Annotated in this window: 22 protein-coding genes; 9 read left to right on the forward strand and 13 right to left on the reverse strand. The window is 67.3% G+C overall.

What is annotated here, in order from left to right; all coding sequences use genetic code 11:
- Nucleotides 1-6: 6 nt before the first annotated feature.
- The 4 genes from ABD989_RS12180 to ABD989_RS12195 all read right to left on the reverse strand — a co-directional run bounded on the left by ABD989_RS12180 (nt 7) and on the right by ABD989_RS12195 (nt 4841).
- Nucleotides 7-990 (reverse strand): PD-(D/E)XK motif protein, encoded by a 984-nt coding sequence (locus ABD989_RS12180; protein ID WP_345313682.1) that lies wholly within the window; start codon nt 988-990, stop codon nt 7-9.
- Nucleotides 990-2507 carry an ATP-binding protein gene (locus ABD989_RS12185; RefSeq protein WP_345313785.1) on the reverse strand — a complete coding sequence of 506 codons (1518 nt, stop codon included), beginning with the start codon at nt 2505-2507 and terminating at the stop codon, nt 990-992. Before ABD989_RS12185 ends, ABD989_RS12180 begins: the two co-directional genes overlap by 1 nt.
- A gap of 502 nt (nt 2508-3009) precedes the next feature.
- Nucleotides 3010-3978: an alpha/beta hydrolase family protein gene (locus tag ABD989_RS12190; RefSeq protein WP_345313683.1), complete on the reverse strand. Its 969-nt coding sequence runs from the start codon at nt 3976-3978 to the stop codon at nt 3010-3012.
- Complete coding sequence (locus tag ABD989_RS12195; protein WP_345313684.1) at nt 3978-4841, reverse strand: ABC transporter substrate-binding protein; 864 nt, start codon at nt 4839-4841, stop codon at nt 3978-3980. The genes ABD989_RS12190 and ABD989_RS12195 overlap by 1 nt, the downstream gene beginning before the upstream one ends.
- A 299-nt stretch (nt 4842-5140) precedes the next feature.
- Between ABD989_RS12195 and ABD989_RS12200 the strand changes: the two genes are divergently transcribed.
- Nucleotides 5141-5632, forward strand: coding sequence for a hypothetical protein (locus ABD989_RS12200; protein ID WP_345313685.1), 492 nt, complete (start codon nt 5141-5143; stop codon nt 5630-5632).
- A 102-nt stretch (nt 5633-5734) separates the two neighbouring features.
- Here the strand turns inward: ABD989_RS12200 and ABD989_RS12205 are convergent, their stop codons facing one another.
- From ABD989_RS12205 to efeU, 4 genes are all read right to left on the reverse strand, one after another.
- Complete coding sequence (locus ABD989_RS12205) at nt 5735-6934, reverse strand: Fic family protein (protein WP_345313686.1); 1200 nt, start codon at nt 6932-6934, stop codon at nt 5735-5737.
- A 129-nt stretch (nt 6935-7063) separates the two neighbouring features.
- Complete coding sequence (efeB, locus tag ABD989_RS12210; RefSeq protein ID WP_345313687.1) at nt 7064-8329, reverse strand: iron uptake transporter deferrochelatase/peroxidase subunit; 1266 nt, start codon at nt 8327-8329, stop codon at nt 7064-7066.
- A gap of 61 nt (nt 8330-8390) precedes the next feature.
- On the reverse strand, nt 8391-9602 hold the full coding sequence (efeO, locus tag ABD989_RS12215) for an iron uptake system protein EfeO (RefSeq protein ID WP_345313688.1): 1212 nt from the start codon (nt 9600-9602) through the stop codon (nt 8391-8393).
- Nucleotides 9586-10464: an iron uptake transporter permease EfeU gene (gene efeU / locus ABD989_RS12220; RefSeq protein ID WP_345313689.1), complete on the reverse strand. Its 879-nt coding sequence runs from the start codon at nt 10462-10464 to the stop codon at nt 9586-9588. The genes efeO and efeU overlap by 17 nt, the downstream gene beginning before the upstream one ends.
- A gap of 246 nt (nt 10465-10710) precedes the next feature.
- Between efeU and ABD989_RS12225 the strand changes: the two genes are divergently transcribed.
- The 8 genes from ABD989_RS12225 to ABD989_RS12260 all read left to right on the forward strand — a co-directional run bounded on the left by ABD989_RS12225 (nt 10711) and on the right by ABD989_RS12260 (nt 18460).
- Nucleotides 10711-11451 carry a lytic transglycosylase domain-containing protein gene (locus ABD989_RS12225; protein ID WP_345313690.1) on the forward strand — a complete coding sequence of 247 codons (741 nt, stop codon included), beginning with the start codon at nt 10711-10713 and terminating at the stop codon, nt 11449-11451.
- Nucleotides 11452-11526: 75 nt separating this feature from the next.
- Nucleotides 11527-12804: a phosphopyruvate hydratase gene (gene eno / locus ABD989_RS12230; RefSeq protein WP_345313691.1), complete on the forward strand. Its 1278-nt coding sequence runs from the start codon at nt 11527-11529 to the stop codon at nt 12802-12804.
- Nucleotides 12805-12966: 162 nt separating this feature from the next.
- Nucleotides 12967-13437 (forward strand): FtsB family cell division protein, encoded by a 471-nt coding sequence (locus tag ABD989_RS12235; protein ID WP_345313692.1) that lies wholly within the window; start codon nt 12967-12969, stop codon nt 13435-13437.
- A complete protein-coding gene (locus tag ABD989_RS12240; protein ID WP_345313693.1) occupies nt 13434-13961 on the forward strand; it encodes a DUF501 domain-containing protein in 528 nt (175 codons plus the stop codon). The genes ABD989_RS12235 and ABD989_RS12240 overlap by 4 nt, the downstream gene beginning before the upstream one ends.
- Nucleotides 13962-13965: 4 nt before the next feature.
- Nucleotides 13966-14898 (forward strand): Ppx/GppA phosphatase family protein, encoded by a 933-nt coding sequence (locus tag ABD989_RS12245; RefSeq protein ID WP_345313694.1) that lies wholly within the window; start codon nt 13966-13968, stop codon nt 14896-14898.
- A 57-nt stretch (nt 14899-14955) separates the two neighbouring features.
- Entirely contained in the window at nt 14956-15966 is a 1011-nt protein-coding gene (locus ABD989_RS12250; RefSeq protein ID WP_246994469.1) for an extracellular solute-binding protein, read from the forward strand.
- Nucleotides 15967-16025: 59 nt separating this feature from the next.
- Entirely contained in the window at nt 16026-17477 is a 1452-nt protein-coding gene (locus ABD989_RS12255) for an ABC transporter permease (protein WP_345313695.1), read from the forward strand.
- Nucleotides 17474-18460 carry an ABC transporter ATP-binding protein gene (locus ABD989_RS12260; RefSeq protein ID WP_345313696.1) on the forward strand — a complete coding sequence of 329 codons (987 nt, stop codon included), beginning with the start codon at nt 17474-17476 and terminating at the stop codon, nt 18458-18460. Before ABD989_RS12255 ends, ABD989_RS12260 begins: the two co-directional genes overlap by 4 nt.
- Here ABD989_RS12260 and ABD989_RS12265 read toward each other — a convergent pair.
- The 5 genes from ABD989_RS12265 to ABD989_RS12285 all read right to left on the reverse strand — a co-directional run bounded on the left by ABD989_RS12265 (nt 18457) and on the right by ABD989_RS12285 (nt 23530).
- Entirely contained in the window at nt 18457-18975 is a 519-nt protein-coding gene (locus ABD989_RS12265) for a DUF4395 domain-containing protein (RefSeq protein WP_425556533.1), read from the reverse strand. The two genes, ABD989_RS12260 and ABD989_RS12265, sit on opposite strands and share 4 nt — an antisense overlap.
- A gap of 155 nt (nt 18976-19130) precedes the next feature.
- A complete protein-coding gene (gene recQ, locus ABD989_RS12270; protein ID WP_345313698.1) occupies nt 19131-20954 on the reverse strand; it encodes a DNA helicase RecQ in 1824 nt (607 codons plus the stop codon).
- 7 nt (nt 20955-20961) lie between these two features.
- Nucleotides 20962-21171: a hypothetical protein gene (locus ABD989_RS12275; protein ID WP_246994478.1), complete on the reverse strand. Its 210-nt coding sequence runs from the start codon at nt 21169-21171 to the stop codon at nt 20962-20964.
- A 69-nt stretch (nt 21172-21240) separates the two neighbouring features.
- Complete coding sequence (locus tag ABD989_RS12280; protein ID WP_345313699.1) at nt 21241-22422, reverse strand: fatty acid desaturase family protein; 1182 nt, start codon at nt 22420-22422, stop codon at nt 21241-21243.
- 31 nt (nt 22423-22453) lie between these two features.
- On the reverse strand, nt 22454-23530 hold the full coding sequence (locus ABD989_RS12285; protein ID WP_246994481.1) for a ferredoxin reductase: 1077 nt from the start codon (nt 23528-23530) through the stop codon (nt 22454-22456).
- Nucleotides 23531-23545: the final 15 nt, after the last annotated feature.

Here is a 23545-nt window from a genome sequence, read left to right on the forward strand (position 1 = left end):
GGTTAGTCAGCTCTCTTTCGACTCCACGAATCCTCCGAGGGGATCCGGAAGGGTGTCATAGGGCAGGTCAGTCAGGTCCACTTTGTACGAGACCTCCGACAGTAGCGGGTAGTTCGGGACGACCGGGCCGACCAGATCTGGTGTCATGGCCGGGAAACCGCCTCTTACGTAGTAAGCGCGCGGCTGGGAGCGAAGCGTCCACGAAGTCGAGTACAGGTCCGCATCGTCGTCTTGCCACCCGAAGCTGTCGAGCATTGCGTCGACGGCCACCTGGTGCCCGCCCGCGGTCGCGCGGACCTGGCTAACGACTTGCGGAAGTGTGCGCCCGCCATCCCGCGACGTGCGGGTCAGCTGAATAGACAGCACGCTCAGGGGAACACCACGCAGCGGGACCAGCTGGTTGAGTCCGTGGATGACGTGCCGGCGGCGCTCGCCGCTCGTGGTCTTTACCTCGATGTGGACGGAGGCGAATGTGTAGTCGTGTTCCTCCGCGAGCGGTCCCTTCCAACTGGAAATCGCTGGCCCTGCCCCGATCTGATGGATGAGGTACTCCAGGAAGAGTAGCTCCCCGAACAGCCCGATCTCCTTCTCGGTAGTCATGGCCCCACGGGTGGCGAATACGTTTCGATGACGGGCGACGCCTGCAGCGACTGCGGCGGCGAGTGGCATCTTCTCGATCTGAAGCTCATCGGCAATGGTCGCGAGGAGCCCATAAGCGCCGTGAACATTGTCCTCGACCCGTACTGTGAGTTCAGCCAGTTGGTCATCGCCGACGGAGACCGCAGTCAACCCCACGTTCTTGAGATTGGAGACGTCGGGCTCAGGCGTATCGTAGGTCGTCACCAGAGTGATTAGACCGTTCTTCGGATCGATTTGGAGTCGGCATTCGGGCTCGCCCTTGATAGGCAGCACCATGGGCGCACAGGTACTCCAGAGGGTGTCCAGCGTGGCAAAGGTCAAGTGCCTCGCATCTTCAGGTGAGTTCGTCATCAATTTTTTTCTTTACTGTCGCCACGCATGTGTTGTTCAGCGGCTGCGGCTGCGCCAATGACACTCTTCCACAGCGCGATCTCGTCCTTATCTCGTGGGCCGAGGTGTTGTCCCTCGAATACCTCGTGCGTCAACAAATAGAGTAGTGCCTTGAGCACAGGGGCGTCGTTGAGGCTGCCGCCTCCGGGAGCGAATAGCGCGCGGTAGCGGCTGTTGAGCCACAAGGTTCTACCGGGGTGATCGACGTCAAGAAACTCGCCGCTGGGCATACGCGCCCATTTTATGTGCACGGCATCCCCGTCGAGGAGCGGTAGCTCACTTCCAATCTGCTTGCGGACCGCTGGCGCGATGCCCTTGTCTGGTCTGATGACCGGCTTGCGTTGACGTTTCCGCTTGTTCGCGTCGGTGTAGATGGACTCGGCATCCTGAAGAAATTTCAAGAACGTCGTGCCGTCCGATGCCTCTGCCTTGTTGATTGCGTCATGGAAGACCGGCTCGAATTTCAGCCCGCTCTTCTCCGGGTTCATGGTCACGAACGGGCCGATGGCAGCGGTGTCTTCGAGGATGACTCGGGCAAGTTGGCGCGCGGGCGTCGGCGTTGCAGTGTCCGACCAGCCGCCGATCTGGAGCAGGCGGTCGTGCCGGTAGATGTAGAATCCTTGGAAGCCTTCGCCGTTCTTGGTGCCTATCCTGAATCCGGTCACATCCGATTTAGCGGGCCAGATGTGACACTCCAGCTTCACCCGGGTCTCGTTGGCCCTTACGATCAGGTCCTTCGGGTATTCAGGATGTCCTGACTTGGCATAGTCGAACGGGTCAATGGGCAGGATCGGTACCCCGGGCCCGGCGAGGGATTCCCCGACTTCGTCGATCAGCACGTCAATTTGGAGCCGTTTGGCAGCCAGCAACCTGTGGAATGTTACGCCTAGGTGCGACCTGAGAACATCATTTCGTGCGGATAGCCAACTCCGCGCCTCGTCTCTGTCATGTCCTCGATAAGCGTTCCTGAGTTCGGTCCATACGATTGATGTGCCCTCATCGGAGCCGAGGATGAACTGCCGGTCAGCAGCGCGTTCGGCTGCCTTGTCGGCAGACAGTACCTCACAGGTGAAGTCTCGTGAGAAGTCTGCGCGTCGAATTCGCCGACCGACCGGAGACGCCCCGGACCGGGTGGACCATACGGTAAGGACATCGCTGTGTCCGAACGCGGCCGCCTTCAGTCCCATTCCGAAATGGCCGAGTTCGCCGTTTGAGTAGTCGCGCTGGTGTCCGATCGTCATCGCTGCGTTGGCTGCAGCCGCGTCCATGCCCTTTCCGTTGTCGAGTACCTCGACTTGGGTGAGGCGATCGTTGCGGGTCAGGAGCCGGACCGATACGCGTGACGCCCCGGCGTCGATGCTGTTGTCGACAAGGTCTGCGATCGCCGATTCGAGGGTGTGGTTGGCGCCCAGGCTCTTGACAAGTCCGGCATCGGGGGCGAGTTTAATTCTCTCGACGACGTCGTTCGATACATGCATCACTCAGCGTCCTTGCAGTCGCATTTATTGAAGCCGAGGACTTGTGCTGCAGTCAGTGATCGCCCCTGAGAGTAGATCGTAGCTGGGTATCTCTGCCACGGAGTCGACAATCCGCGCGCGGGCTCGCGACTAATCGATTCCAACTGCAACGACCCTGCGATGGCCTTTTGATTCAACCTGTTCCCCTCGAAGATCTCACTGCCGATCCGAGACCGGTCCGCAACCAACGACTACCAGAGGATTCTGACATAACCTTCTTGAATGCCGACATGTGTAGGTCGAGCAGTAACCTGGACAGGATCCGTCGCGGAATTTGTGTCTCCTGCTTCCAGGCCCGGACGCTGGCTGCTCCAGTTTGACGAGATACGCGTCCGGGATGTGTCGCGAAGCGTGTGGCACGTGAAGGATCACCGGTGACGCGGCGTCGGCTGCGAACAGCGTCGTACTGGGTGTGGTCATGCGAGGACCGTAGAGGTCGCTGCTGACATCACCGCTGGATTGTTCAGTCGTGGTGGGCGTTGTGCGCGGCTCGGCTGATCGTCTCCAGCACGCGGGTGAAGGCCGGGGCGGCCGGGTCGACGATGGTCACGTGGTTGGTGTCCGGAAGCAGCACGAAGTTCGCGGTACCGCCGGCCTTGGTGGCGGCGTCGACGTAGTTGCGCGAGACCACCGGCGGCACGACGCGATCCTTGGCGCCGACCATCGCGATTGTCGGCATGGACGGGTCGATGTTCTGGATCGGATCCACGGAGGTGTAGCGCTCGGGGACTTCCTCGGGGATGCCGCCGAGGGCGCGGACGATCCGGTCGTCGCCCAGCTTCACCGCGGTGCGCATGTCGAGCGGGCCGGCCAACGACACCACGCTGGTGGGCCGGTACTTCGGCTTCGCGCCGACCTCGTCGTCGTCGAGCTTGTGTCGCGTCCCCGCCCACATGGCGAGCTGCCCGCCGGCCGAATGCCCGACGACCACGGCGTTGTCCATGTCGATGGCGGGATTGGCCTTGCCGATCTGCGGCGCGAAGTCGATGGCGGCGGCCACGTCGGCGAAGGTCTGCGGATACCCGCCACCGGAACCGAGACGCCGATACTCGACGTTGTAGACCGCGAGCCCGCGCTCGGCGAGCCGCCGAGCGAAGGTGACGAAGGTGTCGGCACCGATCTGCGACTGCCACGAGCCGCCGTGGATCAGCACCACCAACGGCACCGAGCCGTCGGGGTGGTCGCCCTTCGGCATGAACAGGTCCACCCAGTTCTGGTCGTGGTCGCTCTCGCCCTCGGCGACCGGATAGACGTAGCGTTCGGCATCGACGTTCGACGACGCGATCACCTGCGCGAACGAATCCGGGGCCTCGCTCGCCGGAATCGGTGCGGGCACGGCGCTGCCGTCGGTGTCGCTGGAGCAGCCTGCGACCAGGGTCATTGCGGTCATAGCGGCGAGCAGACCGCCGGCGGTGCGGCGCAGCGTCGACATCAGTTCATCGCTCCGTTGAGCAGGGACGTCTGGATCAGACCGTCGGCCAAGCCCCATTTTTCCGCGATCCGTTTGATCTCGCCGTCGTCGATCAGGCGTTGGATCGACTGTTGCAGCACCGGTCCGAGGGCGGATCCCTTGGCGACGGCGAAGGCGTAGGGCTGGGTATCGAACGGTGCGTCGGCGGTGCTGAGCGCGTCTGGGTCCTTCTTGACCTCCCACAAGATGGCCGGTGAATCCGCCGACACGGCGTTGATGTCGCCCGCGCGCAGTGCGGTCAAGGCCGCGTCGAGGCTGTCGAATCCCACCACCTCGATGGCCTTCTTGCCGGTATCGGTGCAGGCGTCGCTCTTGGCGGGCAGCTCGATGAGGAACTGGGTGGTGGCGGTCTCGGCGCCGACCTTCATGCCGCACGCGTCGTTGGGGTCGACGTCGGTGCCGGCCTTGCGCGCCCACTGCGTCCCGGCGCTGAAATAGGTCACCATGTCGACCTGCTTCTGCCGCGCGACGGTGTCGAAGAGGCCGCGGGCCGCGACGTCGTTACTGCCGTCGGCGACGCTGGACAGCAGCGCGGGGAACGGCGTCTGGCGGAAGTCGGTCGTGAGGCCGAGGTCGTCGGCGACGGCGTTGAGCACGTCCACGTCGAAGCCGACCAACTTGCCGTTCTCGTCGAACTCCATCGGCGCGAACGGGGCGTCGGTGCCGACGGTGAGCTTGCCGGAGTCCCGAATCTGTTGGGGCAGCTCGTTTCTGAGTGCCCGAGCTGCGTCGTCGGAGTCGTCCGACGACGAACAGCCGGCGAGCGCGGCGGCTGTCAGAAGTAGGGCGCCCGTCAATGCGGCTCCGCGTCGTCCGAGTTTCACCAAGCACTCCTCATGTCTGCCGCCCCCGATCGCTTGACCCTACTATTCGGCGCGCTCGTGGGGTGGTGGGTGTCACACATGCCTTGCGGTTGTCGGGGAGGTTGTCACACTGGGGTTCCGACGCACTCGGGCTGTGTGCAGCGCCCTGGGGCGCACTTTCGCTGACGGGCGTCCCTCACTAGGGGGCGGGAGAGTGACGTCGTCGGCAAGTGAGTGACTCCATCAACGACAGGAGCGGGACCGCTATGTATGTCACGCGAGTTCAAGATCGACTGTCGGAACGTGTCGACGCTAATCCGGTGTACTACGTCTACGACTGGTATGGGAACCCCGCTCAGGCGACGCTGGCACGGAGCTCGTTGGTGGTCTCAGATGCGTCGAGCGTGGTGGAGGTGATCGACTGGGTTCGGGATCGGCGAAGCCCTCCGGGAGGCCACGACCGGTCCGACCCGACGCTCCACAGCAGCGAGGTCTTCGTGCTCGCGGCGGAGGGCGGATCGCTGACTCAAGTCCACCTGTGGACGTGCTTCCACCGACCGGACGCCGCGCTCGTCGACGGCACGCACACCGAAGCCATCTGGCCGCGGGACCAGGATTACGGTACTGATCCTGCGCCGTGGATCGCGGAGATCAGCGCTGCCACCGGTGTTGACCTTTCGATCGTGAGTACTGCGGCAGTGAAGCTCGCTGCCGAGGAGTACATCGACTGGTCGTCGTCGATGACCGCCGAGCAAGCGGCGAGACTGCGCGCCGCCGTCACGCGATGGGCCGAGGGCGGGGTGCAGGCGTAGGCCGGCCACCAAGGAATCTACGTAGATTGTTCGTATCAGCAGCTCAGCGCCGCCTATGGACATCGGCGCCATCGTTGTTCTGCGGGTAGGAATGCAGCAGGATCAGGGGCTCTTCCGCAGCGCGCGACGCGCGAAGTCGTCGAGCGCGTCGGTGATGTCGGTGGCGCACCACATCCGGTTGCGTCGAAATCCGGTGAACTCGCGCAGGATCCCCGCGTCGACCAGGGGGCCGATCGCGCGTGCGGCATTGGCCGGGGAGATCCCCAGTGCTTCCGCCGCGCTTGCACCGTCGACCACCGGCTGGCGCACGAGGACCTCCATCAGGTCCCGGGCGCGGGCGTCCGCGCGGAGTTTCACCCGCGAATCCCAGTCGGTGCGGATGGCGCGAATGTCGGCGACGAGGCGACTGCCGTTGACGACCGCGGTCTGCGCGGCCGTCGCGACGGCTTCGATGATGGGGGTGATGTCGCCGTGGCGGTAGGAGTCCAGGGCGCGGAAGTAGCCATCGGTGTCGGTGAGCAGGCCCGCGGACACCGGGACGGTGACATTGCGGGTGAGTCCGAGGGCCATCAGCATCGCTTGGAGCAGTGCGCGCCCGGTGCGGCCGTTGCCGTCGGGGAACGGGTGAATCGTCTCGAATTGCGCGTGGGCTAGGGCGATCTGAGCGAGCGCCGGAAGATCTGTGCGCCGAGTGAAGTGAATCAGATCGTGGATCAGGTCGGGCACGTGCGCGGCCTGTGGCGCGACGTAGTCGGCGTCGTGTGGACCGATACTGCTTCCGCCGATCCACACGGCTTCGGCGCGCCAGCGTCCGGCGATGTCCGGAGCGTGGTGGGCCATCAGCGCGTTGTGCATCGACAAGATCGCGTCGGCGTCGAGGTTGTCGGCGAGCGCCAGCGCGGCGCGCATGGCGGCGACATTGCCGACGATCTCGGTGGCGTTCCGCTTCTCGCGGCTGCCGAGTTCGGCGAGGGCGATCTGTTTGGCGCCCGATGACAGATTCTCGATCTGCGACGACGCGGCCGCTTCGGAACGCAGCAGGACGGTGGCGAACGGGGCGAGCTCGGCGCCGAGTTCTGCATCGAATCGCGTGATCAGCGTGCTCGCGTCGTCGACGAGGCTGTGGAGCTCGGGGGTGAGATACGGGGTGCGGTCGGCGATCGGCGCTACGGCGGCCGCGAGGTACGGTCCGCGATAGCGTGCGCGTTGTGCCCGGGTGAGCAGTTCCGACGGCACGGTGGGGTTCCAGTCGACTTGCTCGAGGTCGACGCTCGGCCAGGTGCTTCCGTCGGGTGACGTCACGGGTCGATCTTATCTTCACTTACGGGGTTAAGTGAAGATAAGAGGCTTCGACAGGCTCAGCCGGCGGGACTGCTCAGCCGGCGGGGACGACTCAGCCGGCGGGACTGCTCAGCCGGCGGAGGCGGGCTGTCAGGAGAAGAGGTGCTGGCCCCAGTATTCGCCGGGCTTGAGGCCGGCGGGCACAGCGAAGTGCGCGGAGCCGTTCGGGATCAGGTACTCGGTCATCGCGTCCTTGCGGGACATGTCGTGCTGCATCGGGATGAACTGCGAGTGCGAGTCGCGGTTGAAGGCGATGAAGAACAGTCCGGCGTCGAGGTGGCCGAAACCGTCGGAGCCGTCGGTGAAGTTGTAGCCGCGCCGCAGGATCCGGACGCCGCCGCGATTCTTCGGATTCGTCACGGCCACATGGGAATTGCGCGGAATCACCGGTGCGCGACCGCTGGTCACCTGGAAGTCGGGCTCGTCGAACTCGCCGACCTGCCCGAGCGGAGCGCCGGGCCCCTTGGTGCGTCCGACGATCAGCTCCTGCTCCAGCAGGTTGGCCCGATCCCACGGCTCGATGTCCATCCGGATCCGGCGGGCCACGAGGTAGGTGCCGCCCGTCATCCATTGCGCCGCAGGCGGATTGTCGGCCTCGTCGACCCACACCCACTTGTTCAGGTCGTCGGTCTCGTCGGCCCGGATGTTGGCGGTGCCGTCCTTGAAGCCGAACAGATTGCGCGGGGTGTCCTGCGCGCGGGTGGTCGACGCCGTACGGCCGAAGCCGAGCTGCGACCAGCGCACCGACACCACGCCGACGCCGATCCGCGCGAGATTGCGGATGGCGTGTACGGCGACCTGCGGGTCGTCGGCGCAGGCCTGCACGCAGATGTCGCCGTAGCTGCGCTGCGGCTCGATCTTCTCCGCGGCGAAGGCGGGCAGATCGGTGAGCCCGGCCGGTTTACGCGCGGCCAAACCGAAGCGATCGGGCCGGTCCGGGTAGGCGGCGCTCGGGCCGAACAGGCCGGGCCCGAAACCGATGGTCAGGGTCAGGTGCGCGGCCGACAGTCCGAGTGCTTCTCCGGTATCGCTGGGCGGCACGTAGTCGCCGAGGCCGACGGCGCCGTCGGGCGTCACCTCGTGGCCGTGGGTCAGCCGCTCGGCCGCCGCCGTCCACTTCTGCAGCATGTCGACGACGTCTTCGCGCTTGTCGGTGATGACGTCGAAGGCGGCGAAGTGCAGTCGGTCCTGGGCCTCGGTGACGATGCCGGCCTGGTGCGGTCCGCGGAACGGGACGACGTGCGAGCGCTCGACGTCGGCGTCGCGGGCGAGGGCGTAGCCCCCGCCGAACCCGACGGCGGCCGCGCCCACGCCGGCGGCACCGCCGATCACCGCGCGACGACTGACCTTGCTCATTCCTGCTTCACCTCGTTCGAATTCCTGCGGTACCGGGTCCGTTGCCGGCCCTACCGGGCGCTCATTCCTGCATCACGATGCCGGGCACCTGGGACAGGGTGGAGCTCAGCGCGTCGATCGTGTCCGACAGTTCGCGGCGCTTGGCCTCGGAGACGGTGTCGTAGGAGACGTAGCCGTCACCCGAGCGGAGCGCGTCGATCTCGCCGCGCACCACACCGAACTGCTCGGTGATCTTGTCCATCAGGGCGGGGTTGCGCGCGGAGATGATCGGCGCCATCTCGGCGATCAGCGTCTCGGCGCCGTCGACGTTGGCCGCGAAGTCCCAGAGGTCGGCGTGGCTGTACCGGTCCTCTTCGCCGCCGACCTTGGTGGCCGCGATCTCGTCGATCAGCGCCTGCGGGCCCTGGACGAACATGCGGGTCTCGAACTCGAAGTCGGGCTTGTTGACCTCGGCCTGCAGGGTCTTGACGTCGGTGAGCAGGCCGTCGGCGATCTTGTCGATGGATGCCTTGTCGTCGTTCTTGGCGGCGTGCGCGGCGTCGGCCGGCGCCACCTGGCCGGGTGCGTCGCCGATCTGCTCAGGCTTGGGCGCCCACAGGTACCTCTCGATGCGGTGGAAACCGGTGAACTCCTGCTGGCCGTCCTCGGTGTCGTCCCAGCGCATGTCGATCTTCGGGTCGAGGTCCTGGAAGCTCTCGGCCACCGGCTCGACGCGTTCGAAGAAGGTGCGGGTCAGGCCGAAATCGGCGCGCGCGGCGTCCAGGTTCCCGGACTTCACCGCGTTGACGAAGATCTCGGTCTGGGCCACCAGGCCGTCGAGCTGCCCGCGCACGTAGGTGAGGTAGCGTTCCTTGGCCTGCTCGACGTCGGCCGGCGCCTGCGACTTCTCCTTGGCCTCACCGGTCACCGTGAGGTCGCTGCGGATTCCGGTGCCGACCATGCCGGGCTTGCAGGCCACCTGGTAGGTGCCCGGCTCGGTGAACCGCACGGTCATCGTGCTCTTGAGCCCGGGGCCGATGTTCTCCACCTCGCCGAGGACGCGGTTGTTCTGGCCGAAGACGTAGAACTCGGTGACCTTGCTGCCGTTGTTGGTGATGGCGAAGCTGACGTCGCCGGTCACCGCCTCGCTGGTGGTCAGATCGCACTTGTCGTCGGTGGAGCTGACCGCGATCGCGTCGGCCGACGACTTCGCCTGGCACGCAGCCAGAGTCAGCGGGACGGTGAGTGCGAGGCCGACGGCGGCCACTCGTCGGACGTTAAACGGATGCGCCATCGGCGACTACCTTTCGAGAGGGGATCCGGCCGCGAAGCAGGAACAGGGGAGTGACGATTCCGACGTAGGCGACCCAGGCGATGACCTGCAGCCACGACGGGTTCGCCGAGAAATTGAAGATTCCGGAGAAGATGGCGCCGTACCAGCTGCTGGTGTCGTACCAGGAGCTGATGTCGTAGGCGACGTTGTTCATGCCGGGCAGCCAGCCGTAGACCTGCAGGGCGTGGACGCCGTACGACAGGATGCCGGCGGCCACCACGATCAGGAACAGGCCGGTGTAGGTGAAGAACTTGTTGAAGTCGAGCGAGACGGTGCCGAAGTACAGCAGGGTGGTGAGTCCGGCGGCGATCGCGATGCCGATCAGCAACCCCACCAGCGGCCAGATGCCGCCGGAGACGTTCTCGGCGTAGCCGACCATCAGCAGGGCGGTCTCGAATCCCTCGCGGCCGACGGCGAGGAAGGCCACGCTGAACACGGCGATCCCGCCGATCTCCAACGCCGAGGCCAGCCCCGACTTCAGATCACCGGAGATGTGGGCGGCCGCCTTGCGCATCCACAGCAGCATGGATGTGACGATCGCCACGGCGACCAGCGAGGCGATTCCGGCGATCAGCTCCGCGGTGAGATTGGAGACGGTCGACGTGCCGAACTGGATGATCAGGAACGTGCCGATGGTCATGGCCAGCGCGGCGATCACACCCGCCCACAGCCAGCGCAGGGCATCCCGGCGACCGGACTTGGCGGCGAAGGCGATCAGAATCATCACGACGATCCCGGCTTCGAGTCCCTCGCGTACACCGATGAGGCCGCTGCCGACCATCTTGGTGACAACGGACGGCGCTGCGTCGGCGAGAACTGTCATGAAAGTGACTTCTTACTGTTTGTCCGTTTCGGGTAGGCAACCCTAAGTTGCCTCGGAAAACACTAACGCGGGCCGTCGGAGCGTACAAAGTCGGACTGCAGAAATCGGGGGTCGGAGCAACCGAATCGGGGTCGGAAGACCTCGTTGCGGGCGGGCGACGTCCGACGTCGGGAACTCCGCGCGAGATTGCGGCGTTACCCCCTTGGTGTGGCATCCTGACCCATCGGTGAAAGGAACGACTGCGATATGACTACTCTGCGACGGCGCCTGGTCGCGCCGCTGCTCCTCGGTAGCGTCGCGTTGGCCGCCTCGGCGTGTGTCTCCATGCCGTGGGATCAGCCGGACATTCCCGAAGGCATCCCGCCCGGCCCGGGTGTGCAGCAGCCGTACATCGACATCAATCAGCCCGGCCGCACTGCCGACAAGATGCGCGAGTGGGCCGAGCCGATCGCCGAGGCCACCGGGATTCCGGTCACCTCGCTCGAGGCCTACGGCAACGCCGCGGAGATCCAGCGGCAGCAGCACCCCGAGTGCGGCCTCGCCTGGACCACGCTGGCCGGTATCGCCGGGGTGGAGAGCAAGCACGGCGAGCATCGCGGCGCGGAAGTGGCCGCCAACGGCGACGTCCGGCCGGAGATCCGCGGCATGGCGCTCGACGGCACCAAGGGCAACTGGGAGATCCGCGACTCCGAGGGCGGCAAGCTCGACGGCGACACGGTCTACGACCGTGCGATGGGCCCGTTCCAGTTCATTCCGGAGACCTGGCAGCGCTTCGGTGTCGACGCCAACGGCGACGGTGTGGCCGACCCGGACAACATCGATGACGCCGCGCTGTCCGCGGCGCGCTACCTGTGCGTGTCCGCCGGCGGCGACATGACGACGCCGGCCGGTTGGGAGAAGGCGGTCCTCACGTACAACAACTCCATGTCGTACGTGATCCGGGTGCGCAACCACGCCAATGCCTACTCCGTCAACGTGCGCTACTGACCTCCATTAGGCTGGACCCCGAACTCGTCGACGCCAACACCGGGCGTCGGCACGACTGGCGAATGGGGCTGGGCAGTGGCAATTATCGAGCAGGTCGGCGCACGGGAGATTCTGGATTCGCGCGGTAACCCGACCGTCGAGGTGGAAGTTCTCCTCGACGACGGCACGTTCTCGCGGGCAGCGGTGCCGTCGGGCGCCTCCACCGGCGAGCACGAGGCCGTGGAACTGCGGGACGGTGGCGACCGCTACCTCGGCAAGGGCGTCACCAAGGCCGTGCAGGCCGTGCTCGACGACCTGGCGCCGGAGGTGGTCGGCTACGACGCCGACGACCAGCGCACCATCGACCAGATCCTGATCGAGACCGACGGCACGCCGGACAAGTCCCGCGTCGGCGCCAACGCCACCCTCGGTGTGTCGCTGGCTGTGGCGCGCGCCGCCGCCGAGTCGGCCGGTCTGCCCATCTACCGCTACGTCGGCGGTGCCAATGCGCACCTGCTGCCGGTCCCGATGATGAACATCATCAACGGTGGCGAGCACGCCGACAACGGCATCGACTTCCAGGAGTTCATGATCGCGCCGATCGGCGCGCCGACCTTCGCCGAGTCGCTCCGCTGGGGCGCCGAGGTGTACCACTCCCTCAAGTCGGTGCTGCACAAGCAGGGTATGAGCACGGCGCTCGGCGACGAGGGCGGCTTCGCCCCGAACCTGCCGAACACCGAGTCGGCCATCGCCGCGATCGCCGAGGCCGTGGAGAAGGCGGGCTACAAGTTCGGCAGCGACATCGCGATCGCGCTGGACTCGGCGTCGACCGAGTTCTTCAGCAGCGGCAAGTACCGCCTCGAGGGCAAGGACCTCTCGGCCGATCAGATGATCGACTTCTACACCAAGCTGGTCGGCGAGTTCCCGATCGTCTCCATCGAGGACGGCCTGGCGGAAGACGACTGGGCCGGCTGGGCGTCGCTCACCGAGGCGCTCGGCGACAAGGTGCAGTTGGTGGGCGACGACCTGTTCGTCACCAACCCGGAGCGCCTGGCCGAAGGCATCGAGAAGGGCGTCGCGAACGCGCTGCTGGTGAAGGTCAACCAGATCGGCACGCTCACCGAGACCCTGGACGCCGTCACCATGGCGCACAACTCGGCGTACGCCACCATGATGAGCCATCGCTCGGGCGAGACCGAGGACACCACCATCGCCGACCTGGCCGTCGCCTGCGGCAGCGGTCAGATCAAGACCGGCGCGCCGGCTCGCTCGGAACGCGTGGCCAAGTACAACCAGCTCCTGCGGATCGAAGAGGGCCTGGGCGACGCGGCACGCTACGCGGGTGCCGAGGCGTTCCCGCGTTTCGGCGCGTGAGCGTGATTAGCTAGAACGATGGCGACGAGCGAGTCCGGGCGAGACGGCCGGGCGCGGGGTTCTGGACGTGCACGCACGTCCAGAGCGGCCGGGCCCGCGGTCCGTCGAACTCGGACTCGCTACCGTCGGGACACCGATGGGTCGACGACGTCGACCGGGTCGGTGGCCGTCGTCGACGCACCGAGCATCGACGACGAGGTGTTCGACGACGCGCCGGAATCCGCGGGTCTGCGTCTGCCGGCGATCTTCTCCCGGTTCACCTCGGTGAACTCGCGACGGGTACTCGGCATGGCGCTGGTGCTCGTACTGCTGGCGGTGACGCTGGCGGTCCCGGTGCGCACCTACTGGTCGCAGCGCGGCGAGTTCAACCGCTTGCAGGCCGCCAACGAACAGTTGGCCCGCGACGTCGAGCACTATCAGCGTCGCGTGACCGAACAGAACGACCCCGCCTACATCGAGGCCGCGGCGCGCGAGCAGCTGCAGTACGTGATGCCGGGGGAGAAGCCCCTCGTGCTGACGTATCCGTCGCGCGAGCAAAAAGAACAAGCACAGGAGAAGGAACGCAAGTACGCGTCCAATCCCTGGTACCAGAATTTGTGGGACGCGGTGTCCACACCGCCGGAGGACAAGTGAGCATTCCCCAGTCGCAACTCGACGCCATCGCCGACCAGCTGGGTCGGGAACCGCGGGGGGTGCTGGAAGTCAGCTACACCACGCCCGACGGTCGGCCCGCCGTGGTCAAGACCGCGCCGCGGTTGCCCGACGGCACGCCCTTCCCGACGCTCTACTACCTCACCGATCCGCGCCTCACCGGTGCGTGCAGCCGCCTCGAATCCGGCGGCGTGATGCGGGAGATGTCGGCACGACTGCTCGACGACGCCGAGCTCGCCGCCGGGTACCGACGCGCCTACGAGAGCTACCTCGCCGAACGCGACGCGATCGAGTCGCTCGGCACCGACTTCGCCGGCGGCGGCATGCCCGACCGGGTGAAGTGCCTGCACGTGCTGGCCGCGCATTCGCTGGCCAAGGGGCCGGGCGTGAATCCGCTGGGCGACGAGACGGTGGCGCTGCTCGCCGACGTCGAGAAGCTGCGCGGTATCGCGGTGCCCGCCGACTGGCCGGCCCTGGAAACGCCTTCTGCGGCTTCGGATTCCTGAGCCGATGGCCCGCGTAGCCGCCGTCGACTGCGGCACCAATTCCATTCGTCTGCTCATCGCCGACTCCGACGGTGCCGGCGGCCTCGTCGACGTGGTGCGGGACATGGTGATCGTTCGCCTCGGTGAAGGGGTCGACGCCACCGGGCGCTTCCGTGACGACGCCATCGAGCGGACGCGGGTGGCCCTCGCCGGTTACGTCGACGCGATGAGAACCCATGGCGTGCACCGGGTTCGGATGGTCGCGACGTCGGCCACGCGGGACGCGAGCAACCGCGACGCGTTCTTCGCCATGACCGCCGAGCTCCTCGGTCAGGTGGTCCCGGGCGCGGTGGCCGAAGTGATCTCCGGCGACGAGGAAGCGCACCTGAGTTTCCGCGGGGCGGTCGGCGGGCTCGACCCGGCCGAAGGCCCGTTCGTGGTCACCGACCTCGGCGGCGGCAGCACCGAGGTGGTCATGACCGACGCCGCCTACTCGGCGAACATCGGCTGCGTGCGGCTCACCGAACATTCGCTGCACTCGGATCCGCCGACCCCGGCCGAGGTGGAGAGTGCGGAAACCTTTGTGGCGCAGCGCCTTGCGCCGGCCTTCGAGGCGGTTGCGGTGGAGCGGGCGCGGACCTGGGTGGGGGTGGCCGGTACCTTGACGACGATCGCCGCGCTCGACCTGGGCCTGACCGAGTACGATTCGGACGCCATCCATCTGTCCCGCCATGCGTTCACTGACGTAGAGAAGATCTGCCGCGATCTGGTGGCGGACACGCGGGCCGTCCGCGCCGCGATGGGTCCCATGCACCCGGGCCGCGTCGACGTGATCGGTGGCGGAGCGCTGGTGACCATCGCGCTCGCGCAGGAGTTCTCGCGTCGGGCCGGGATCTCCGAACTGGTGGTGAGCGAGCACGACATCCTCGACGGCATCGCACTGGGCCTGCTGGACTGAGGGATTCCCGGTTAGGCTACGCTCGCCTAACTGGCACCACGAAGGGAATACCTCTCCATGAAGCGATCGATGAAGGCTCTGGCGGCGGGCGCCGCCATGCTGATGGCGGCAGGCCTGCTCACCGCATGCGGTTCGAGCGACGACAGCTCCGACGCCGTCACCCTCTACTCGGGCCGCTCGGAAGAGCTCGTCGGCCCCCTGATCACCCGCTATCAGTCCGATGGCATGAACATCCAGGTCTCCTACGACCGCAAGGCCACCCAGATCCTCGAAGAGGGCGAGGCCTCGCCGGCCGACCTGTTCTTCGCGCAGGACGCGGGCGAGCTCGGTCGCCTCTCGGATGCGGGCCTGCTCGCCAAGCTGCCGGCCGACCTGACCGAGGTGGCCGACCCGCAGTACCGGACCGCCGAGGGCAACTGGGCCCCGGTGACCGCGCGCTCGCGCGTGCTGGCCTTCAACCCGGAGAAGATGGCCGCCGCCGACCTGCCCGAGGGCATCGACGGGCTGCTCGATCCCAAGTTCAAGGGCCAGATCGGCTACGCGCCGACCAACGCCTCGTTCAAGTCGTTCGTGACCGCGCTGCGCGTGTTGCGCGGTGAGGACGGCGCCCGCGCCTGGCTCACCGCCTTCCTCGCCAACGATCCGCAGAAGTTCGAGAAGAACGGTCAGATTCTGGACGCCGTGAACGCGGGCACCGTCGCGACCGGCCTGATCAATCACTACTACTGGGCTGCCGCGGTGATGGAGAAGGGTGAGGAGAACGTTCCCGCTCGCCTGCACTTCTTCAAGAACGACGCCGGTGCGCTGGTGAACGTCGCCGGTGTCGGCGTGTTGGAGTCCTCGCCGAACAAGGACGCCGCCTTCGACGTGATCCGCGCCCTGCTGAACGACGATTCGCAGCGCTACTTCGCCGAGGAGACCGGGGAGTACCCGATCGCCGTCGACGTGCCGCTGACCGTCCCGGGCCTGCCCCGACTCAACGAGCTCTCCCCGCCGAAGCTGGACCTCGACGATCTCGCTGATCTGGACGGCACCGAAGCGCTCCTGACTCAGGTCGGTGCGCTGTAAGGAAGGCCGCACTCACACTCATCGTCACCGCGATCTGCCTTTTGGTCGCGGTGCCGTTGGTGTATCTGGTCATTCGCGTGGCCGAGGCCGACGACGTCTGGGGCATCATCTGGCGGGCTCGCACTGCCGAACTGGCCCTGGCCACCGTCGGTCTCGCGCTCACCGTCACGGCTTTCTCGCTGATTCTCGGCGTGGGCCTGGCGGTGGCCGCCGCGCAGGTCAGCGGCGGTCGGTCGTGGATGGTGGGCGTGCTCGCCACCCCGCTGGCCGTGCCGTCGTACCTGACCGGTTTCGCCTGGACCCGGCTGTTCCCCGGGTTCGAAGGCTTCTGGGCCGCGGTGCTGGTGATGACCGTGGCCTGCTACCCGCTGATCCTGCTGCCGGTGGCGGCGGCACTGGCGGGATCGGGCCGCTCCCTGCACGACGTCGCACGCACCCTCGGACGCGGTCCGATGCGCACCTTCACAGCCGTGACGCTGCGTCAGGTCCGCCCGGCCGCCGTCGGCGGCGCGCTCCTGGTGGCGCTCTACGTACTCGGCGACTTCGGCGGCCCCGCGTCGGTGCGCTTCGAGTCGTTCACCGTCGGCATCTACAACGCCTACAACGGCGCGTTCGACCGGGTGCTCCCGGCCGTCTACAGCGTCATCCTGATCGCCGCGGCACTCATTCTGGCCGGCTTGGAGCGTCGTGCCCGTCGTACCGACAGCCGACCGCTGGGCGGGGTGCAGACCGGGTCGCGCAGCGCCGGTCCGTGGGCGCGGACGCTGGCGTGGGTGGCGATGGTCGGCACACTGACGGTGGCCATCGTGATCCCGGTGGTGTCGCTGATTCGGGAGATCACGCAGTCGCGCCGGCTGGCCGGTCGGTCCGTCGGCGAGATCCTGGCCTGGGCCTGGCCCGACGTCGCCGCGACCCTCGGCTACGCCGGGGCGGGCGCGCTGGTGGTCACGGTCCTGGCCCTCCCGATCGCTCTGTACACCGCGAAACCGCCGCGCCGCGGCGCGGGCCTGGTGGAGCAGGTCTCCTACCTCGGCTACACGCTGCCCGGCGTCACCGTCGGTCTCGCCGTCGTGTTCCTGGGCATTCGCCTCGGCCGCGACTTCTACCTCACGCCCGGCCTGCTCATCGCCTGCTACGCCATGCTCTTCCTGCCGATGGCCGTCGCCCCGATCCGCACCGGCTTCGACGCGACCGCCGGGTCGCTGTCCGACGCGGCCCGCACCCTGGGCGCGAGCCCCTGGTCGGTGCTGTGGCGGGTCCGCCTCCCGCTGGTGGCGCCGGGCATCGCCGCCGGTGCCATGCTCGCCGGCCTGGCCATCGCCAAGGAACTGCCGGCCACCCTGTTGCTGCGACCCATCGGGACGTCGACCCTGGCCACCCACATGTGGAGCCTGTCCAACGACGGCGCGTCCGGGGAAGCGGCCGTCCTCGGCCTGATCCTGATGGCCGTGGCCGCGGTGCCCGCGGCGATCCTCTCCACCCTGCTCCTCTCGAACGGAGGCCGACGTTGACCGAGACGATGCTGAACGTGGCGGGGGTGTCGGTGGCCTACGGCAACCGGACCGTCCTCGACGACGTGAACCTCACCGTGCCCGCCGGATCGATCACCGCAGTCCTCGGGCCGTCCGGGTGCGGCAAGACCACGCTGCTGCGCGCCATCGCCGGACTGGAACCGATCACCGCCGGGCAGATCTCGATCGCCGGGGAGGTGGTCTCCGACGATCGCCGCCAGGTGGCGCCGGAACACCGCGATGTGGGCCTGGTCCCGCAGGACGGCGCACTCTTCCCGCACCTGACCGTGCGCCGCAATATCGGCTTCGGTATCCGGAGCCGTGCCGGGCGCGCCGGACGGGTCGAGGAGATGGTCGAGTTGGTGGGCTTGAGCGACGTCGCCGATCGTCGGCCGGCGAAGCTGTCCGGCGGTCAGCGGCAGCGCGTGGCGCTGGCCCGAGCGCTGGCACCGGCGCCGTCGCTGATCGGGCTGGACGAACCGTTCTCGGCGCTCGACGCCGGGCTGCGCACGCGGCTGCGCACCGAGGTGGGGCGACTGCTGCGGCAGTACGGTGCCACCGCGCTGCTGGTGACCCACGATCCGGTGGAAGCACTGGCGTTGGCCGATCAGGTGGTGGTGCTGCTCGACGGCAAGGTCCGGCAGTCGGGCACGCCCGAAGACGTCTACGTGAATCCGGCCGACGCGCGCGTGGGGGAGCTGTTCGGCGACCTGAATCGCGTGGCGCTCGACGGCCAGGTGCACGTGGTCCGTCCGCACGAGGTGCGGTTGGCGCCGGTCAGCGCGTCGCGTGCGGGACAGCAGGCTGTCGGCCGGGTGGCCGCGATCGAGTTCCGCGGTTCGTACCACCTGGTGGTCGTGGAACCGAGCGGCGCCGAATTCGAGGCGGAGACGGTGATCTCCGTGGTGGTGCCGGCAGCAGAGACCGTCCCGTCGCTGGGCGACGAGACGGCCGTCGAGCTGGCTGCGCTGCCTCCGCTTTAGCGGGCGCAGGCCTCGCAGACCGAGTCGGGGATGACCCCGGCGCGCTGCAGATGGCCGAAGACGTAGCAGCCGAGGCAGAAGCCGAAGGCGCATTCGAGGAACGCGGCGACGATCAGCACGCCGACCACGATCTGCGCCGCCAGGCCCAGGCCGACCAGCGAGAGAATCAGCGCGGTGACCGAGAAGGCCACGCCCACGGCCTGCGCGAATCGCTTCGGCGGCCCCGGAACGATCTTCTCCTTCTTGACCACCTTGGGCACGATCACGTGCACGGCGAGACGGCCGAACGGCGAATAGCGCGGACCGCCGGCTACGCGGAGAACGAACCCGACGGCCAGCACGGCGTACAGCCACCACTGGTCGACGGCGATGGCGGCGACCGCGAGGGCGATCACGAGGCCGGCGGTGGTGCGCGCGGCGTAGTCGTTGACGGGGTTCGGGAAGGCGAACCAGGCGCGCGGACCGCTGAGCGGGGTCGCCTCCACCGCGATCGTCGTCTCGACCTTCGTGAACACGTCTGTCACCACTGCCTCCATCGTCGCCGGACTTCCGCCGGACGACTCAGGCTACGTCGCGGGGCAACGGCGGCGACACAATTGAAACCGCCGTGATTTCAACGCCGCCAGCGAACTCTGGGCAACGGGCGTGGGGAGGTCCCGTCGGTACGGCGTCAGCGGAATTCGGTGAGTACTTCGAGGACGGCGTCGCCGTACTTGGCGAGCTTGCCCTGGCCGACGCCGGAGACGTCGAGCAGAGCGTCCAGGTCGACGGGCCGCCGCTGGGCGATCTCCTCGAGGGTGTTGTTGTTGAAGACCGTGTACGGCGGGGCACCGAGTTCGCGGGCCACCGACGTCCGCCAGCTGCGCAGCGCTTCGAACACCTCGCCGTCGCACTCGGACAGGTCGGTGGCGGCGCGTTTGGCCTGCCGACCGGCCGAGGAGCGGACCCGCTTGGCCTCCTCGCGGAAGGTCACCGTGGTGTCGCCGCGGAGCACGCTGCCGGAGGCTTCGGTGAGGGTCAGCACGCCGTACTCGCCGTGCGGGGCGAGGAAGCCCTGGGCGATGAGCTGCCGGATCACGCCGCGCCAGCCGGTCTGATCGAGTTCGGTGCCGATCCCGAAGGTGCTCAGCTGCTCGTGTCCCAGCTGCTGGATGCGGGCGTTGGACTTGCCGAGGAGGATGTCCACCAGGTGCCCGGCGCCGTAGCGCTGGCCGTTGTATTCGCGGTCGAGCCGCCAGACGGTGGAGAGCACCTTCTGCGCCGCGACGGTGCCGTCCCAGGTGGCGGGCGGACTGAGGCAGGTGTCGCAGTTGCCGCACGGCGCGATCTCCTGCCCGAAGTACCGCAGCAGCTGCACGCGGCGGCAGGTGGCCGTCTCGCAGAGGGCGAGCATGGCGTCGAGGAGTCGGCCCTGCGCCATCTTGTGGGTCTGGTCGCCGTCGGACATGTCGATCATGCGACGTTGCTGCACCACGTCGGCCAGGCCGTACGCCATCCAGGCGACCGACGGCAGGCCGTCGCGGCCGGCACGTCCGGTCTCCTGGTAGTAGCCCTCCACGCTCTTGGGCAGATCCACGTGCGCCACGAAGCGGACGTCCGGCTTGTCGATGCCCATGCCGAAGGCGATGGTCGCCACCACCACGGTGCCGTCCTCGGCCAGGAACCGTCGCAGGGTGGCCGCGCGCTCCTCGGCGGGGAGCCCGGCGTGGTATGGCATCGCGTCGATCCCGTTGTCGCTCAAGTACTTCGCGTACTTCTCGACGCTCTTGCGGCTGAGCGCGTAGACGATGCCGGTCAGCGGCACCCCGTCGTCGAAGCCCTCGGTCTTGATGAAGTCCAGCAGCTGGCCGGCGACGCGGTCCTTGGCTTCGATGCGGTAGCTGATGTTGGGGCGGTCGAAGCTGGAGACGAACTGCTCTGCGCCGCCGAGGTGGAGGCGGTCGACGATCTCGCGGCGCGTCCGGTCGGTCGCGGTGGCGGTGAGCGCGATGCGGGGGACGTCGGGCCAGATCTCGGCGAGTTCGCCGAGGGCGAGGTAGTCGGGCCTGAAGTCGTGGCCCCACTGGCTGACGCAGTGCGCTTCGTCGATCGCGATCAGCGACAGCTTTCCGCGACTGAGGAATTCGCGCATCTGCGGCTGGCTCAGTCGTTCCGGGGCGATGTAGAGCAGGTCCAGCTCGTCGGCGAGGTAGGCCTCTTCGACGGCGATGCGTTCGGGAAAGCTCTGGGTGGAGTTCAGGTACGCCGCGCGGACGCCGAGCTGCTGCAGGGCGCCCACCTGATCGGCCATCAGCGCGATCAGCGGGGACACCACCACGGCGCAGCCGTCGCGCACCAGGGCCGGGACCTGGTAACAGAGACTCTTGCCGCCGCCGGTCGGCATCAGGACCAGGGCGTCGCCGCCGTCGATCACCTGGCGGACGATCTGTTCCTGGTCGCCGCGGAAAGCGTCGTAACCGAAGACGGTGCGCAGCACCTCGTGCGGGTCGGACATCGAGGATCTACTGCGCGTCCTCGTCGGTGGTCTCGGCGCTGCGGGCGGCCTTCGCGGCCTCGCGCATCTCGAAGCCGTCGGTCACCAGGTCGCCGATCTCGCGGGTCACGTCGACGATGGCCGTGGTGATGATCGACGCGATGGTGCCGACGCGGTGGGCGGTGTTCTCGACGATGTCTTGCACCAGGTCCTTGTTACGTTCCAGCTTGCCCACCACGTCGACTCCTTCTCGTCCTTGCCCGTCGGCACCGACGATACCGACCGGGGCCGACGGCGACCCCGACCGCTATGCGGCCTTGGTGGAGCGGGTGGCCTTGGCGGCGTCGCCGCAGCGCTCGATGTTGAGGACGATGTCGTTGTCGTCGCGGGTGAACGAGTTCGGCAGCGACAGCTTGGCGATCTTCTTCCACGTCGAGCCGAGCTGGCGGCTCAGCGAGCCGGTGTTGTACGGCAATCCGTACTTCTCGCAGATCGCGCGGACCTCGACGGCCATCTCCGGGTAGCGGTGGGCCGGGACGTCGGGGAACAGGTGGTGTTCGATCTGGTGGCTGAGGTTGCCGCTCATGATGTGGAACAGTTCGCTGCCCTCGATGTTCGCCGAACCGAGCATCTGCCGGAGGTACCACTCGCCCTTGGTCTCGTCGGCGGTCTCCTCCTGGGTGAAAGTCTGTGCGCCGGTGGGGAAGTGGCCGCAGAAGATGATCGAGTAGGTCCAGACGTTCCGGATCAGGTTGGCCCCGGCGTTGCCGATCAGCGTGGACACGAAGAACGGTCCGGTGAGGGCAGGCCAGATCAGATAGTCCTTGGCCACCTGCTTGCTGGCCTTGCGCCACATGCCCTTCACCAGGCCCTTGACGTCGGACCACTTGCGACGCCCGGCGAGGACGTTCTCGGCTTCGAGGTCGTGGAGCATGACGCCCCACTCGAACAGGAGCATGAGCGCGGTGGCGTATCCGAGATTGCCGAGGAAGTAGGGGTTCCACTTCTGGTCGCGGGACATGCGCAGGATGCCGTAGCCGATGTCCCGGTCCTCGCCGATCACGTTGGTGAAGGTGTGGTGCAGGTAGTTGTGGCTGTGCTTCCACTGCTCGCCCGGGCACACGGTGTCCCAGTCGAACTCACGCGAGTTGTACGTGTCCTCTCGCATCCAGTCGTACTGGCCGTGCATCACGTTGTGGCCGATCTCCATGTTGTCGAGAATCTTGGCCGCGCCGAGGGCGCCGACACCGGCCAGCCAGATCGGCGGAAGGAACGGGGCGTACATCATGGCGCGGCCCGCGAACTCGAGCTTCCGCTGCGCGCCGATGACCTTGTACAGGTAGTCGCGGTCGGACTGGCCCAGGTCGGCGACGATGCGAGCGCGCAACTCGTCGAGTTCCCGGCCGATCGCCTCGACCTGTTCGGCCGAGAGATTCACTTCGGTGCGGTCGGCTTCGGTCCGCTTCGCGGTGGTGAGGTTGATGGCCATGGCGAATGTCCTTTCGAGAGTGCGAGTGGTCTCAGAGATCGACGACGACGTCGCCGACCGGCGCGTTGACGCAGAGCTGGATGGGCTGGTCGGCTTCGGAGTCGAGTTCGCCGGTGAGGATGTTGCGGGTGCAGCCGGAGGTGCGGACCTTGGTGCATGAGAAGCAGATCCCCATGCGGCAGCCGTACTCGGGATTGAGCCCGGCGGCCTCGGCCTGCTCCAAGAGGGTGCGGCCGTCGTTGTCGGCGGCGGTACCGGAGGCGGCGAACTCGACGGTGCCGGTGATCGGCTGGTTCGGATCCAGCACCGGGGCGGTATTGAGGGTGAACGCTTCGCTGTGCAGGCGATCGGTGAGGCCGCGTTCGTCGTGATACTCGCGCACCGCGTCCATCAACGACGACGGCCCGCACAGGAACACCTGTGCACCGTCGGCGTCGGCGAGGCCGTCGAGATGTGCAGCGGTGAAGCGACCGTCGGCGTCGGTGCGGGTGCAGTGCACCACCACGTCGACGTTGCCCAGCATGTGGGCGATCGACTGCAGCTCGGCCAGGTACGGGACGTCCTGCTCGGACCGTGCGTAGTGCACGAGTGTGACGGGCTTGGAATGACCTTCTGCCACGAGTGTGCGCAACATTGAGAGGACGGGTGTAATACCGGAACCTCCGCTCACCAGGACGGTCCGCTCGGGGCGCCGGGCCGGCAGGACGAAGTCGCCGGCGGGGGCGGAGAGGCCCACCACGTCGCCGATCTCGACGTGCTCGCGCAGGTGTCGGGACACCAGGCCGTCGGCGTGGGCGGTGATGGTCAGTTCCAGGGTGCCGGTGGTCTGGGCGGCATTGGCCGGCGAGAAGAAGCGCCGGTGGCGAACGCCGTCGACGACGGTGCTGACCTCGACATACTGGCCGGGTAGGTGGCCCTTCCACTGGCGGGTCGGGGCCAGGGTGAGGGTCACTGTGCGGTCGGTCTGGCGCGTGCGGCCGACCACCTTGGCGCGGGTCTCGCGCCAGGTCAGCATCGGGTTGACGAACTCCAGGTAGCGATCCACTGGGTACGGAGTGGCGGTCGCTTCGACGAGGTTTTCGAGCAGACCTGCGATTCGAGAAGCCATGGTTCCCTCCTGTTT

Source organism: Gordonia alkaliphila (assembly GCF_039542465.1).
In the GTDB taxonomy this organism is placed as follows: Bacteria; Actinomycetota; Actinomycetes; order Mycobacteriales; family Mycobacteriaceae; genus Gordonia; species Gordonia alkaliphila.